Origin of the sequence: Niastella caeni, assembly GCF_004834005.1 — a bacterium.
Lineage (GTDB): Bacteria > Bacteroidota > Bacteroidia > Chitinophagales > Chitinophagaceae > Niastella > Niastella caeni.
Genome location: NZ_STFF01000001.1, coordinates 515,974 through 531,667, shown reverse-complemented (window position 1 = coordinate 531,667; position 15,694 = coordinate 515,974). Strand labels below are relative to the sequence as shown.

The following is a 15,694-nucleotide window of genomic DNA, read 5'->3' as shown; positions in this document are numbered from 1 at the left end:
TGTAGGGTAAACCATTGTTTAAAAAGAAAGAAGAAATTTTTTAGCTGGTCATATTTAAAAACGGTCCTGCAAAGGATACAATAGGGTGAGAAAAACGTGTGTCATTGATTTGCGGATATTGTTTGCCGATAGCCAAACAAATTTATAAGCTGTAGTGTTTTATATTTCAATTATGACCAAAACTAACTAAACGTTGTGCGGTAATTTAATGAAATAGTATTTAATGCTTTTTTTCATTACCGTTGTTTTAGTTATCAGAAAACGCATCCGTTTCGCCGGGTGCGTTTGTTTTTGGTGAATAGTGAATGGAGCCGCTTAATTTTTACCTCATAAATGTGGTTACCCGTTTTCTTGAACAGTGAGCGATAAATGATGTGAAGCTCACGAAAATAAAGAATTCTGAAAATTCGCGAGCCCCACTTACTTCTCACTACTCACCACTCACTAAGCCGAATTTCTTCCCGCATTAATAATCCCAAATGAACTGCGGATCACCAGCTTCTCGAAGATCTCTTTATGCTGCGTTTGCGCCATTTGTTCCTCCATTAGGCGAATACGCGCTATCGCAAATTGCTGAATGGTCGTAAGCGGTAATACGATCCGCTCGCGCATGGTTACCGATAACTGTTCAACCGGGTAATCAGCCATCAATTCGTTCTTGCCCGATATAAGGAAAATATACCGTTGTGTTAGTTCGTATTCTTTGTAGATCATGTTCCAGATCTCACCGTAGCGGGGATCCTGTGACAGGTACTCCGTTAACGGGAAGAAACATTTTTTCATAGCCATTTCGCAGTTATCGATCAGCGTTTTGAAGAAAAGCGAATGACGGTACACCTTCTTGATATCGTTCAGTTTGCCTTTTTTCTCCAACGCCTGCAGGGCAGTGCCTACGCCATAATAACCGGTTACGTTTTGTTTTAACTGGCTCCAGGCGCCTACAAAAGGAATGGCCCGCAGGTCTTTTAACGACAGCTTCGATGAGGAGCCACGTTTGGCCGGCCGGCTGCCGATATTGGTTTCGCTGTAAAATTTCAGCGGACTAACATGCGCCAGGTAATTTAAAAAGTCGGGATTATTTTTTAATTCATTGTAGGCCTTCAATCCTTCAACGGCCAGTTCGCCTACAATTTCTTCTTCTTCTTTGGTAAGTGTTTTGTCTTTATCGGCAAACACATCGTTCGAAATACCGGCATTCAATAACTGTTCAATATTGAATTGAGCAGAATCGATGGTGCCGAAGTTGGAACTAACAGTTTGTCCCTGGATGGTTAACTGTATTTCTTTATTGGAGATATTGCGACCCATAGAAGCATAGAACTTATGCGTTTTACCACCGCCACGTGCCGGTGGACCGCCACGACCATCGAAAAACACCACATCGATGCCATATTTAGCCGAAATGCTGGTGAGCTTTTCTTTGGCTTTATAAATGCTCCAGTTGGCCATCAGGTAGCCACCATCTTTAGTGCCATCAGAAAAACCAAGCATGATGGTTTGGCGGTTGCTGCGTTTTTGCAGGTGTTTACGATAGGTTTCATTTGTATACAGCTCCTGCATTATATCGGCCGCTTCCTGCAGATCGTCGATGGTTTCGAACAAAGGCACAATGTCAATGCTCAGGTCATTATTTTTCCAGCCGCTCAGTTTAAACAAGCCATATACTTCCAGCAGGTTCAAAGCGCTGTTGCACTGACTGATGATATACCGGCTGCAACCTTCAACGCCATTATACTGTTGTATTTCCTTAATGGCTTTAATGGTAAGCAGGGTGTCTTTTTCAAGACTGTCTTCAAATACATGTCCACCAATATCACCGCTTGCATTTGATAACAACTTCTTCTTTTCTTCCGCAGATAATTCAGCATAGTTACGGGGAAGGATATCTGATTTTTCAGCTATTGCTTCCAGTACTTTGTTGTGCACGCTGCTATCCTGCCGAACATCGAGCGAGGCAAAATGCAAACCAAAAACATGTACTTTATTGATAAGGCTGTCAACCAGGTGTTGGAATAGTCCATTGTGCTGGTAGATCAGGATCTCTCTTATTTTCTGTAAAGCATCCAGGATGCCCTGTTTGCTTAAGATGGTCCGTTGGCCGGGGATGAAGATGTTTTCGTACAACTGTTTTTCAAGATCGGCCAGAATGGTATCAACCCCTTTGAAAGTAAGGCGGCGTTTTAACCGGCGAACTTCGAGGTAATAACATTTTATAATGCTGCCGCGCAGGGCATCGGCTACTTTCAGTGTGGTATCAACTGTAACATTGGGATTACCATCGCGGTCGCCGCCAGGCCAGAAGCCCATAGTGATCACCGGATTGGTATCTGGTATCATTTGCGGGAACTGGTTGTTCAAAAAGGTAAGGATGCGGCCCGCTGCATTGTAAAATACATTTTCCAGGTACCAGATAAGGCTGATAGCCTCGTCGTATGGTGTGGGTTTTTGCTTCTTGAAGAAAGGCGTTTTACCCAACTGCTGCAGGTACATATTTATCTGGTTGGTATTATTTTCTGCCAGTGCTTTCGACAGATCATGAATAATACCTAATACAGGTCCGGGGTAGAACTGGGTAGGGTGAGCGGTTAACACCAGGCGAATGGAGAAGTCTTCCAGCTTTTTAGCCAGTTCTTCCTGTTTGCCTTCCTGTATAACGTCGGTGGCCAGGTATTTAAGCGTACCGATGCCATTCAGGTCGTTGATCTCTTTAAAAGAGGCGTCTTCCAGGGCGTCGAACAAAACTACCTGCCGTTCAACGTATTGAATAAAGCGGAACAACAGGTCGAGCTTATCCTGCTCCCTGGTGTAGGAAGTATGCTTTTCAAAAAATTCATCAATGATCTGAACAGGGCTCTGCTTCTTCTTGTAGCCTTCTTCACAATTATTTAATAATAGCGAAAGCAGAATACCGGTTTTTTCGATACGATGAAATGGGAGAGAGGTAAACAGGCTATTGTAGAGCTGAAATTTTATGCCTACGTAATTTTTAAATTGCTGCAGTCCTCTTGATGACTGGTGGTCCATGTGTATTTTCAATTTATGGCATTAATGCAAAAATATAGCAAGCAGCAACAGAAAATCGGGCAATGAAAGTACGTTGAAAAAATTAAATATAAATACGTTCAGCCGATTTGTTTTCAATTAAGGCGCAAAACCCTTGTTGCTACTGGGTTACAGACATGGTGTAAAAATGGTGCCGGGCAAAAAAAATGAAAAACTAACAAATGTTATAGACTTTTCGTGTTATCTTTGGTTATATAATTCAAACAGTGGTACTTTTTCAACATATAATTCTTTCCTCCAGCACGGTAGCTTCCACAGCTACGACTACCACTATTACAACAACCCGTTAAGGGTTGTACATTTCCATATTACCAATTGGGGTTTTTGCCTACCTTGTTCTCTCAGGAAGAGAAAAGTAAGATCAAAATAACATATCAGGCTATACAACTAATTTCAAATCATTTAATTTCAGGTTATGCAGGTTTTAAAGTTCGGCGGTACTTCTGTAGCAAATGCCGAGAATATGAATAAGGTCAGCAGCATTGTTCAACAGGCTTTAGTACGCATGCCACAAAGTAAAACGATTGTTGTAGTATCGGCTTTAGGCGGAGTAACAGATGTATTATTGCAAAGCGGCGGATTGGCAGCAGCCGGCGATGAAAGCTATAAAGAGCTGTTGCAGAAGGTTGAGCAGCGCCATCTGGAAGCCGTAAAAGCGCTGATACCAGTAACCCAGCAAAGCAGTGTACTAAGCTGGGTAAAACAACGCTGTAATGAAATTGAAGATATTTGCAACGGCGTGTTCTTATTGGGTGAACTAAGCGCCCGCACCAAAGACCGAATTGTAAGTTTCGGCGAATTGCTTTCCTCTAAAATTATTGCCGCCCGTTTAAATGCCCTGGGCATTGAAAATATCTGGGTCGACTCTCGTGAACTGATTCGTACCGATTCGCATTATGGAAGTGCTTCGGTAGACTTCTCCCTTACCAATTCCCTCTGTAACGATTTCTTTTCGGCCGCCGCTGCCAAATTATTTATAGTGCCAGGTTTTGTAGCCGCTGATGACAAAGGCAATACCACTACTTTAGGCAGAGGTGGTAGTGATTATACTGCTGCTATCATTGCCGGTGCAGTAAGTGCGCAATCATTGGAAATATGGACCGATGTGAGTGGCATGATGACGGCAGATCCGCGGCTGGTGCCCAACGCCAGGATATTACCTCACATTTCCTACCAGGAAGCTATGGAATTATCGCACTTTGGCGCCAAGGTAATTTACCCGCCTACCATTCAACCGGTAATGAGCAAGAATATTCCGGTATGGATCAAAAATACATTTGCTCCTGAAGATCATGGTACCCTTATCGAGAACGATGTACATAAAAATGGCAATAACATCCGTGGTATTTCCAGCATCAGTAAAATTGCTTTGCTCAGCCTGGAAGGAAGCGGTATGGTTGGCATCCCGGGTTTTTCACGCCGGTTATTTGAATCGCTGGCCAACGATTTCATAAATGTGATCCTGATCACTCAGGGCTCTTCAGAACATTCCATTTGTGTGGGTATTGATGAAGCCCTTGCCGAAAAGGCCAAGCTGGCTGTTGACAAAACATTCGCCCACGAAATAGAAACAGGTCGCGTTGAGCCATTGCGAATAGAAAAAGGATTGGCCATTGTTGCCCTGGTGGGTGATAACATGAAAAGCCACCCCGGCATCAGCGGTAAAATGTTTGGCGCTATCGGGCGCAACGGGGTGAATGTACGCGCTATTGCACAAGGTTCTTCAGAAAGAAATATTTCAGCCGTGATCGCAGCAACTGATGTTAAAAAAGCTATTAACGTATTACACGAAGACTTCTTTGAAACTACCTATAAACAGATCAACTTATTTGTTGCCGGTACCGGCAATGTGGGCGGCAAGTTGCTGGCCCAGTTAAAACAGCAGCAACAGTATTTGCAACAAAATATGCGACTGCAGGTACGCATAGTAGGTATGGCCAACAGCAAGAAAATGGTTTTCAGCGATGAAGGCATTGACCTGGATAACTGGCGCGACCACCTGCAAAAAGGGGAGACCATGGACCTGGGAAATTTTGTTGAAACCATTCGTTCAAAAAACCTGCGTAATTCGGTTTTTGTAGATGTTACTGCCAACGAATTGGTAGCACAGGTGTATGACCAACTGCTTGCAAAGAGCATTTCGGTGGTAGCCTGTAATAAAGTGGCCTGTTCTTCCGCCTTTGCATATTATAAAAAATTGAAAGACCTGGCCCGTGAATATAACGCCTTCTTCCTGTTTGAAACCAACGTGGGCGCAGGCTTACCGGTTATTGGCACTTTAAATGACCTGATGCGCAGTGGTGATGTGGTTACCCGCATTGAAGCCGTGCTTAGTGGCACCCTGAATTTTGTATTCAATAATTACGATGGCACCCGGAGCTTTGCCCAGGTGGTGAAGCAGGCCCAGGATGAAGGCTATACTGAACCAGATCCCCGGTTAGACCTGAGCGGTACCGATGTAATGCGTAAGATCATGATCCTGGCGCGGGAAGCCGGTGAGCGACTGGATATGGAAGATATCACTAATAATACCTTTATGCCGGCTTCGTGTATGGTAGGCAGTGTGGATGATTTTTATAAAGAAATGGAGAAGCAGGAAAAGCATTTTAAAGAAATTTACCAGAAAGCGGCTGAGTCAGGAAAGAAACTGAAATTTGTTGCAAAGTTTGAAGGTGGCAAAGCAGCTGTAGGATTGCAGCATGTGGATTCGCAGTCTGATTTTTATCACCTGTATGGTAAAGACAACGTGGTGTTGTTCTATACCAACCGCTATCCCGATCAACCATTGGTTGTTAAAGGAGCCGGCGCTGGTGCTGAAGTAACAGCTTCGGGCGTGTTTGCGGATATTATTCGCGCGGCACACTAATAATGAGATAATGTGATAATGAGGTTCGCGAAGTTTGGGGCAACTGGATGGGGGAAAGCTCAACCAGAATACAGAAAGGTTATATGGTTCAAACAAGTCAAAAGAATTTAAATGGCAAATGATGTAAACACCCCCGGGGGCAAGGGCGTTCAGGTTTTTGCACCGGCAACAGTGGCTAATTTGGTTTGCGGATTTGATGTATTGGGAATGGCGTTGCAGCAACCTCAGGATGTAATGACCGTTCGGTTACGCGAAGAACCAGGCATTGTAATACAGCATGCAGACGGTTATCAATTACCGGTAGAACCGGAGAAAAACGTGGCCGGCGCCTCCCTGCTGGCTTTAATGGATGAATGGAAAGAGAAAGTGGGCTTTGAAGTATTCATCGATAAACGCATAAAACCCGGTAGTGGCCTGGGGTCCAGTGCGGCCAGTTCGGCCGGCGCTGTAGTGGCTGCCAATCATTTGCTGGGTAACCCGTTCTCAAAAGAAGACCTGGTGCGTTTTGCCATGAATGGCGAAAAAGTAGCGTCTGGTGTAAAGCATGCCGACAATATAGCACCCTGTATCTACGGCGGCATTACGCTTATCCGGTCTATTTTCCCTCTGGATATTGTGCAGTTAACAGCGCCGCCATTGTATGTAACAGTAGTGCATCCCCAGATTGAAGTGCGCACATCCGATGCCCGGCAGATCCTGCGCAAAGAGGTACAATTGAAAGCTGCGATCAAGCAATGGGGTAATATAGCCGGTTTGGTAGCAGGCTTTATGAAGAACGATTATGGATTGATCGGCCGCTCGCTGGAAGATGTGATCATTGAACCTGTGCGAAGCATCCTGATACCCGGTTTTGATGATGTGAAAAAGAAGAGCAAAGATGCCGGTGCATTAGGTGGCGGTATCTCCGGTTCTGGCCCTTCTATTTTTATGCTTAGTAAAGAAGAATACGTGGCCAAGGGAGTTGAAGAGGTAATGATAGACGTTTATACAAGGCTGGGAATAGAGTTTAAAACCTATGTTACTATGATCAATTACAGCGGAGCTAAAGTAGTTGATGTACAATAGTCGTGAAACGGCAAATCCCAACAAGTCGGGGCTGGCTGTGAAACGGCAAACCTGAAATTTTTTGATGTAAAAAGTAATGGCAGATGGCTGAACTGGCGAAAGCCCACTCACCATTGACCATTGACCATTCACGATTTATGAAATATTATAGTTTAAATAAACAATCCCCCGATGTAGATTTTAAGGAAGCTACCATAAAAGGACAAGCGCCTGATAAGGGGTTGTATTTCCCGCATACTATTCCAGTACATGAGCAGGCTTTTTTCGATAACATTGAGCAGTACAGTAACGAAGAAATAGCCTTTCGCCTCATACAACCATATGTTGCCGGAACCATACCGGATGATGCTTTACGGAATATCGTAAAAGAAACCATCAACTTTAGCATACCCCTGGTGCCCGTGAATGAGCACATTTTCTCACTGGAGCTTTTTCATGGACCTACCCTGGCGTTTAAAGATGTAGGCGCCCGCTTTATGAGCCGCTGTCTGGGCTATTTTGCAAAGGAACGCAGGGAGAAAGTAGTTGTGCTGGTAGCTACTTCCGGCGATACCGGCGGCGCCGTAGCGCATGGTTTTTATGATGTTCCCGGGGTAGAAGTGGTTATTCTGTATCCATCAGGTAAAGTGAGTTCGGTACAGGAAAAGCAGTTGACCACTTTAGGAAAAAATATTCACGCGCTGGAAGTGACCGGAACTTTTGATGATTGCCAGCAAATGGTGAAGCAGGCGTTTGTGGATGAAGAACTGACCAAAAAGATCTTCCTGACATCGGCCAATTCAATCAATGTAGCCCGTTGGCTGCCCCAGCAATTCTATTATGTTTTAGCCTGGAAGCAATGGGCCGATAAAAAGAATCCGCCGGTAATCTCAGTGCCCAGCGGCAACTTTGGAAATATCTGTGCCGGATTGCTGGCGCATATTTCCGGTTTGCCGGTAAAGCATTTTATTGCAGCCTGCAATGCAAATGCAGTTGTGCCTTCGTTTTTGGCTAGTGGTGAGTACCAACCAAAAAAGGCGATCGCCACTATTTCCAATGCAATGGACGTGGGTAATCCCAGCAATTTTGTGAGGATACTGGAATTGTTCCATCACAAACTGGGCGATTTGAGGAACGTATTAACGGGGTACAGCATTTCCGATGATGAAACAAGGTCGGTGTTGAAAGAAGTATACCAACAATACAATTACCTGCCCGATCCACATGGAGCAGTAGGCTACCTGGCCCTGGAGCGCTATTTACGGCAACACACCAACGCAAAGGGCATGTTCCTTGAAACGGCCCACCCGGTGAAATTTTATGATGTGGTGGAACCGGTTATTGGCGAAACCGTTCCTGTACCTGATGCTATAAAAGAACAGCTTAAATTAGCAAAGCAAAGCAGTCTTATAGCCCCCGATTATGACGCTTTGAAGGCTACCTTGCTTGACAGGTATTAATTCCATCATTTATAACCATTTCGCTTTCATTAGTATACAAGTCGAAAAATGGTTGAAAAAAATGTTATAATAACATTTCCATTTATGGAGGAAAGGTGCTTTTTTGTGCAATACTAAAGCCAACCCTACTATGCAAAAAGCATTTTTCCTATTTATCGCCCTCCTGGTGACAGGTGGAATGGTTCGTGCAAACGATGAAGATTCCCTGACAGCCCAACTGGTTCAGCAGATTAAAATGATGGACTCGGTAAACAAGGCCATGAAGTACCAGACCGGCGTAGTAAAATTTTCCAATGGTATTGCTCAATTGAACGTGCCGCAGGGATTCAAATACCTGAATGCCGAACAAAGTAATTTTGTTCTGACGGATCTGTGGGGTAACCCACCTCAGGAGAATATCATGGGGATGTTGTTCCCCGAAGCAGGCGGTCCATATGCCGACAGCTCATACGCATTCATCATCAAGTATAACCCGATGGGGTATGTGAAAGATGAGGATGCTGATAAGATCAATTACGATGAGATGTTGACGGAAATGCAAAAGGAAGAAAAAGACGCCAATGCCGAGCGCTTAAAACAAGGCTATCCTTCCATTCATATTGTGGGTTGGGCACAGAAGCCGTTCTATGATAAAACGAATAAAGTATTGCACTGGGCGAAGCGCATACAATTTGGTACTGAAGATCATCAAACATTGAACTACGACATTCGCATCCTGGGCCGTAAAGGAATTCTTTCTATGAATGCCGTGGCCAGCATGAGCGAACTGGAGATGGTAAAAAAGGATATCAATAAAGTATTGCACATCGCCGAATTTACAGACGGAAACAAGTATTCAGATTTTGATCCGAAAATTGATAAAGTGGCTGCCTGGGGAATTGGCGCACTGGTTGCCGGTAAGGTTTTGGCCAAGGTTGGCGCCTTTGCTTTTCTTGGTAAATTTCTGAAGGTTATTATTTTGGGAATTGGAGCATTGATTGCTGGTCTTATAAAATTCTTTAAGAAGAAAAAACAGGATGAAACGTTGGTTTATGAACCAGTGCCTGCGCCACCTGCTGATGAACAAAGTAACACGCCTAACGCTTAATTAATTTTGAAATTTATATAGAAAAGGAGTGCCACGCTTTCAAAGTGTGGCACTCCTTGCATATTATATATTCTCTCCTTGCTTATTAGACAATACCAGCCAGTTCCAGGCTCTTCTTTTTTAACTTGCGCACTTCTACATCTTCAATAACCGCCTCAGGCGCCAGGATGAGTGATGTTTTATTATCGCGCCACCAGTTGTTTTGCGCCAGTTCATTAAAGTGCAGTACACCTACCAGGTATTTGCGATCTGTTTCGGCATGCCACTCTTCAATCCATTCAAATTTCTCTTTGGGAATGTATTTCCAATCGTCGAAGCTTACGTACACGCGCACATAAAAGTCGTTGGTAAGCTCGTTGGGTTTATGATGATATAATTTCTTGTATTCGTATTTATATTGATAACGCAGGGCCGAAAGGTCGCTTAGTACGGCGGAAGCGGTGGGGAAACTGCCGGCGCCTTTGCCATAGAAGAATTGTTTATCGGCAAACCCGCTTTCAATTACAACGCCATTGTATTCATTCTTTACAAAAGCCAGGTGATCTTCATGTTTAATAAACTGTGGCAATACAAAAGCGGCCACTTTGCCGTTCTCCAGTTTCTTAGCCTGGGCCACCAGTTTAATATCGTAATGTTTTTCAGTAGCAACCAATGCATCGCTTTGATGAATGCTTTGGATACCATTAAATACAAGGGCATCGGGTGGTATTACAATACCATAAGCATGCGTGAGCAAAAAGTTCCATTTATTGGCTGCATCAAAACCTTCCACATCCAGCGTAGGATCGGTTTCAGCAAATCCCAATTGCTGCGCCAGTAACAGGGCTTGTTGAAAGTCCAGCTTGTCTTCAAACATTTTGGTAAGAATGAAGTTGGTTGAGCCGTTAACAATGGCTTTGATGGAGTGTAACAGGTCGTTGTCGTAATATTCTTCGAGGTTGCGAATTACAGGTATAGAAGCGCAGGCAGCGGCTTCATACAGGAAAGAACGCTCGGTTAATTTTTGCAAGCCGAGTAATTCGGGCAAATGCTCAGCGATCATTTTCTTGCTGGCGCTTACCACGTCTTTACCATTCTTTAATGCGGTAGAAACTATTTCAAAGGCGGGTTCCGATTCATTGATCACTTCCACGATCACATTGATCTCTGGATCGTTAAGCAGTTCATCTTTGTTGGTAGTGAACAATGCATCGGGCGCATTGCGTTTTTTTTCAGGGTTCTTTATACAGACCTTTTTTATAGTGGCTTTCAGCGAAGGGGTTTGTTGTAATACTTTATACAAACCTTCGCCTACTACGCCGAATCCAAATAAACCGATTGTTAATGACTTGTGTGCGTCCATAAGTTGATCAATTTGCAATTTTTACTTTATAATATGTAGTTGATGCTTTCTCTTGTTTACATTTCCACCGACCATTCATCTTCAACAATCTGCCAGTCGTTGAACTGTTCTTTGCCGCCGCGTATTTTCCAGTCAGAATCTATGGTCAATTTTGAACTGATGCCACCTCTGGGGTTGCAGATCATCACCAGTCGTAACCGGGAAGGTTCATACACTGCACACAGATCATCATAAATTATGTTGATCAATCTTTCATACGATACTACGATATTCCGTAGCTGGAAAACGTATTGTTTCAGTGATTTAAGTTCAATTATTTTTTTGCCGGGATAGAAGGTGCAATAAATAACTGCAAAATCAGGTTGTTCTTTTACGCCCAGGAAAGTAAACTCAGGTATTTTGATCTTGATCTCGTAAGCCTGATCAGTAGGGTTGGGAATGGGTTTCAAAATTCTACGGTCAATGTCTTTATAGGTTTTTACGGATTCCTTTACAATTTGTTCTGACATAATTTTTTGTTTAGAAAATCTTATTAAATGGCTATACTTTCCCTTTTGCTTAACAAGGCACAGCGTCGTGTGCTGTTATATTAATTATAGTATTACTTTTCTCAAGCGCCTGGTGCAGGTCTTGTAACAGGTCACTGGCATCTTCCAGACCAATACTTAAGCGAATAAGGCTATCTGTTACCCCGGCTGCACGGCGTTTGTCGGCCGGAATGGTTTTATGCGTCATGCTGGCCGGATGGCTTACCAGGCTTTTTATACCGCCTAAACTCTCAGCCAGTTTAAACAGGTGAGTACTGGTTACAAAAGTGTTGGCGGCAGCGATATTATCCTGTTTAAGCGTGAAAGAAACGATACCCCCGAAGCCTTTGCTTTGTTTTTTGGCAATGGCATGGTTGGGATGATCTTTCAACCCGGGGTAATATACTTTATCAACAGCAGGGTGTTGTTGCAGGAACTCGGCTACTTCCTGTGCACTGCGGCAATGTTGTTGTACGCGCAGGTGTAAGGTTTCAATACCGCGGATCACCAACCAGCTATCGAAAGGAGCGAGGATAGCGCCACAGGCGTTTTGATAGAATTTAATTTTCTCTCCCAACTCTTTTTCCCGGGTTACAACCAGTCCGGCTATCAGGTCGCTGTGACCGCCCAGGTATTTGGTGGCGGAATGCACTACAATATCAGCTCCCAGCGAAAGAGGTTGTTGTAACGCCGGTGAAGCAAAAGTGTTATCCACGCAAAGTAAACACCGGTTGGCTTTTGCGATTTGGGCGATGGCCTCAATATCAGAGATCTTTAAAGTAGGGTTGGTAGGTGTTTCGAGCCAGATGAGCTTTGTTTTGGGCGTAATGGCGTTAAACACTTTTTCAGGATCTGAAGTATCTACAAAGTTAATGGTAACACCAAATTGCTGATATACCTGGGTGAATAACCGGTATGCACCACCGTAAATATCATCTACGGCTACAATTTCATCGCCGGGCCGTAATAATTTGGCAATGGCGTCAATAGCCGCCAATCCGCTTGAAAAGGCAATACCCACCTGGCCTTTTTCCAACTGCGCAATGAGGTTTTCCAACGTAGCTCTTGTAGGGTTGTTTGTTCTTGCGTAATCGAATCCTTTGTTAACGCCAGGCGCCTCCTGAACAAAGGTGGATGTTTGATAAATAGGCACTGATACCGCGCCGGTCAATGGATCAACAGGAATGCTGTGAATGAGTTGTGTTGTCGCTTGCATGATAAACATTTTTTTGCTGCAGCGTATCCATCATTTAAGTTGTGTAGCTGCAGGCGTGATTGATTTGTTTAGACAGTTGTTTGCGGCAGCACTTATCAAGAGGAGTTCTTACTGGAGGAGACTTTATCAGATCTCGCTATGCTCGATCTGGATTTAGATACTTTGGTCTTGTATACCTTTCTGCTTCAACCTTCGCGCTCCAGCGCAAATGCTTCGGTAGTAGGTAGTATCTAAAACAAAAAAGCTCTTCCGTAAGTCAGAAGAGCTTTCAATATGTTGAATTTCAGTATTGTAGAAGCTTTTATCTGACTTATCTGTCCCGCCTTCCGCGGGATGGAGTTGGCACCTTACAGCGGTTATTTTTCAAACCAGCGTGCAGGTTGTCAAGGCTTCATCGGGCCATTTCCCTCAGCCTTTCTTGATAAGCGATGTGTAAAGAACTGACGCAAAGATAATAACCGGAATTAAATTGTCAAATTTCTTTTTTTTAATGTCCGTGTAACAAGAACATGCATGCAATAAAAAAAGTCCTCCCAATAGGGGAAGACTTTTTTATATATACATTTTAAGAAGTTGCAATGGTTATTATATAACCAAATTATTTCGTTGCATTAGAACCGGTAGCCAACAGAAAGACCGAAGCCGGTATTTTTTGCTTTTCCTTTGTCGTCACTGTAATCATTGAGCTCAGCATTGATCTTTGCCATACCTAACTGGGCATTCAATTGTAAGGAGATCTTTTTGGCGAACTCATAACCAAACAATAAATTACCGCCAACATCTAAACGTTTGTAATAGTAAGTTCCGGAAACATATCCGGTACTATATTGTGCGGAAGTAACGTCTTTTTCGAATTCGATATCGGTGTCTTTATCTCCGGTTTTTGCACTGCCACCTATTGCATAAGCAACATAGGGTCCAAAACCAAGTAACAATTTGCCGGGTCCTAACGCTGGTTTAAACAAAAGGTTAATGGGAACTTCAACATATGACAGGCTTAATTTTATTTCTTTTTTGGAGAAATCGTTTTCGCCTTTAGCGCCTTTACTGCTGAACAATACACCCGGTTGAATATAAAATTGCGGAGCAATGGGCACTTCAACATTTACACCAGCGTGAAACCCTGCTTTCAGATCATTTTTAAGATCATCACCAGTAGGAAATTTACCATTGACGTTTTGAAGATTAACCCCGGCTCTGAGACCGAAGGATACCTGGGCTTTTGAAGTTAACGCAAGGGCAGTGGTTGCTAATGCAAGCAACAGAACTTTTGATTTCATAATTAAGCGTTGTGGTTTTTGTGAATGAAGAGATAAGAACATGGATTTTTAAATAAGATACACTTAGCTGAAAGCTTGCTAATAAACGTAGTAACCCTATTAAAATTGCATAAGTGTTTTTACGTAAGCTGTACAATAAAAAAAGGCTGCCCCCGTATGGAGGCAACCTTTAATATGTAGGTTTTACGATGTGCCTGTTTGCTGAAGCGCATCAACAACAATATCACTGCTGCGCAAACATTTAAAAGCGGTATCCTAATGAAATACCAAAGCCGGTGTTTTTGACCTTTGAATCATCGTCAACCCCAGGTCCGGTGATCTCAGGATTGATCTTTACCATGCCTAATTGTGCGTTTAACTGGGCAGAGAATTTATTGCTGAATTCATAACCAAACAGAAGGTTACCGCCTACATCCAATCTTCTTGCATAGGGTGTACCTGAGCCAAATTGGGTAAGCGTAATTTCATTTTCAAATTCTATATCCTCATCATCACCGTTAGCATCTGAAACTTTGCCGCCTACTGCAAACGCAACATAGGGCCCGATTCCCAGCAGCAATTTGCCCGTACCCAGTGTAGGTTTATACAGGAAATTGATAGGTACTTCGATGTACGACAATTTGATCTTACTGTCATCATCGACTTTACTTTTTGCTCCCTTTGTAGAGAACAAAACACCGGGTTGTACGTAAAAATCGGGTGCAACAGGTATCTCTGCATTTACGCCGACATTAATACCCGTTTTTAGTTTGTAATCGAGGTCTTCGCCATCAACATCTTCTCCATTGATGTTCTGAAAGTTTACACCTGCCCGTACACCAAACGTAGTTTGAGCCTGGGAACTGAGTGCAAATACAGTAGTTGCGAGTGCGAGCAACAGGGCTTTGTTTTTCATAACTAATAGTGTTGAAGGTTTACAAAAATTTGATTAATGATGGTATGTGTGATTGAATGCCAGTTATTGTTTGGCTGCTTCTTTCTTGGCTTCTTCTTTCATTTTTTCATTGGCAGTGATCAGGAAGTCAACCCGGCGGTTTTGTGAACGGCCGGCTTCTGTATCATTGCTGGCAACAGGTGCAGATTCTCCATAACCTTTAATTCTTACACGGCTGGGGGCAACACCTCTGCCACGTAAAAAGTTGGCAACAGCAGAAGCTCTTCTTTCAGAAAGTTTCATATTGTAGTCATCTGCTCCTTTGTTATCTGTGTGACCTTGTATTTCAATATCAGTATCGGGATATTGTTTTAAAATTTCAACCAGTTTGCCCAGGTTATTTTCAGCTGTTCCTGAAAGATCAGAGCGATCGAACCCGAATAATATTTTATCACTGAACTCAACAACAATGCCTTCTCCTACACGCTCAACTTTTGCGCCAGGTACTTTGTTTTCAATTTCTTTTGCCTGTTTGTCCATTTTGCGGCCAATAACGGCGCCGGTAACGCCACCTACAGTAGCACCAATGATAGCACCTAATGCTGTATTACCAGCTGCTTTACCTATAACGGCACCTACGGCGCCACCGCCTGCAGTTCCGATAATTGCTCCTTTTTGCGTTTTGTTCATGCTTTTACAACCAGCGAGAATAATAGCTACAGCGACGATACTTGTCAGGGTTTTTTGGAACGATCTCATATTATATTGTTTTAGTAAAGACACAGTAATGACAGTCCAGAGCTTTCAAATTGTATACCACATTGCAATTTTAAACGGTATATTATTGAAAATGAGGCGCAAATATCTTAAAGGATTATCAACTTTCCTACTGATATTTTGTTGTTATCTTTGACAAATTTTTTAGTAAAATTGAT

The 15,694-nt window shown here is 43.2% G+C and carries 11 protein-coding genes and 1 riboswitch; of the genes, 4 read left to right on the top strand and 7 right to left on the bottom strand.

The window, feature by feature from the left end:
* Positions 1 to 444: 444 nt before the first annotated feature.
* The gene (locus tag FAM09_RS02115) at positions 445 to 3,024 is read right to left on the bottom strand and encodes a phosphoenolpyruvate carboxylase (protein WP_136575424.1); all 2,580 of its coding nucleotides are present in this window, start codon (positions 3,022 to 3,024) and stop codon (positions 445 to 447) included.
* Between the two features lie 454 nt (positions 3,025 to 3,478).
* On the opposite strand from FAM09_RS02115, the gene thrA reads away from it, so the two are divergent.
* The 4 genes from thrA to FAM09_RS02095 all read left to right on the top strand — a co-directional run bounded on the left by thrA (position 3,479) and on the right by FAM09_RS02095 (position 9,520).
* A complete protein-coding gene (thrA, locus tag FAM09_RS02110) occupies positions 3,479 to 5,929 on the top strand; it encodes a bifunctional aspartate kinase/homoserine dehydrogenase I (protein ID WP_136575423.1) in 2,451 nt (816 codons plus the stop codon).
* Positions 5,930 to 6,040: 111 nt separating this feature from the next.
* The gene (locus FAM09_RS02105) at positions 6,041 to 6,994 is read left to right on the top strand and encodes a homoserine kinase (RefSeq protein WP_136575422.1); all 954 of its coding nucleotides are present in this window, start codon (positions 6,041 to 6,043) and stop codon (positions 6,992 to 6,994) included.
* Positions 6,995 to 7,077: 83 nt separating this feature from the next.
* Positions 7,078 to 8,433, top strand: a complete 1,356-nt coding sequence (gene thrC / locus FAM09_RS02100) for a threonine synthase (RefSeq protein ID WP_243751564.1) — start codon at positions 7,078 to 7,080, stop codon at positions 8,431 to 8,433.
* 130 nt (positions 8,434 to 8,563) lie between these two features.
* Positions 8,564 to 9,520: a DUF2167 domain-containing protein gene (locus FAM09_RS02095; RefSeq protein ID WP_136575421.1), complete on the top strand. Its 957-nt coding sequence runs from the start codon at positions 8,564 to 8,566 to the stop codon at positions 9,518 to 9,520.
* Between the two features lie 85 nt (positions 9,521 to 9,605).
* Here FAM09_RS02095 and FAM09_RS02090 read toward each other — a convergent pair whose 3' ends face one another.
* The 6 genes from FAM09_RS02090 to FAM09_RS02065 form a co-directional block, all read right to left on the bottom strand.
* The gene (locus FAM09_RS02090; RefSeq protein WP_136575420.1) at positions 9,606 to 10,862 is read right to left on the bottom strand and encodes a homoserine dehydrogenase; all 1,257 of its coding nucleotides are present in this window, start codon (positions 10,860 to 10,862) and stop codon (positions 9,606 to 9,608) included.
* A gap of 56 nt (positions 10,863 to 10,918) precedes the next feature.
* Positions 10,919 to 11,371, bottom strand: a complete 453-nt coding sequence (gene queF / locus FAM09_RS02085; RefSeq protein WP_136575419.1) for a preQ(1) synthase — start codon at positions 11,369 to 11,371, stop codon at positions 10,919 to 10,921.
* 49 nt (positions 11,372 to 11,420) lie between these two features.
* Entirely contained in the window at positions 11,421 to 12,605 is a 1,185-nt protein-coding gene (locus FAM09_RS02080; RefSeq protein WP_136575418.1) for a cystathionine gamma-synthase, read from the bottom strand.
* Between the two features lie 307 nt (positions 12,606 to 12,912).
* A riboswitch (SAM riboswitch) is annotated at positions 12,913 to 13,033 on the bottom strand.
* Positions 13,034 to 13,216: 183 nt separating this feature from the next.
* Positions 13,217 to 13,885 carry a porin family protein gene (locus tag FAM09_RS02075; protein WP_136575417.1) on the bottom strand — a complete coding sequence of 223 codons (669 nt, stop codon included), beginning with the start codon at positions 13,883 to 13,885 and terminating at the stop codon, positions 13,217 to 13,219.
* A 241-nt stretch (positions 13,886 to 14,126) separates the two neighbouring features.
* On the bottom strand, positions 14,127 to 14,780 hold the full coding sequence (locus FAM09_RS02070; RefSeq protein ID WP_136575416.1) for a porin family protein: 654 nt from the start codon (positions 14,778 to 14,780) through the stop codon (positions 14,127 to 14,129).
* A gap of 63 nt (positions 14,781 to 14,843) precedes the next feature.
* The gene (locus FAM09_RS02065; RefSeq protein ID WP_136575415.1) at positions 14,844 to 15,518 is read right to left on the bottom strand and encodes an OmpA family protein; all 675 of its coding nucleotides are present in this window, start codon (positions 15,516 to 15,518) and stop codon (positions 14,844 to 14,846) included.
* Positions 15,519 to 15,694 lie beyond the last annotated feature (176 nt).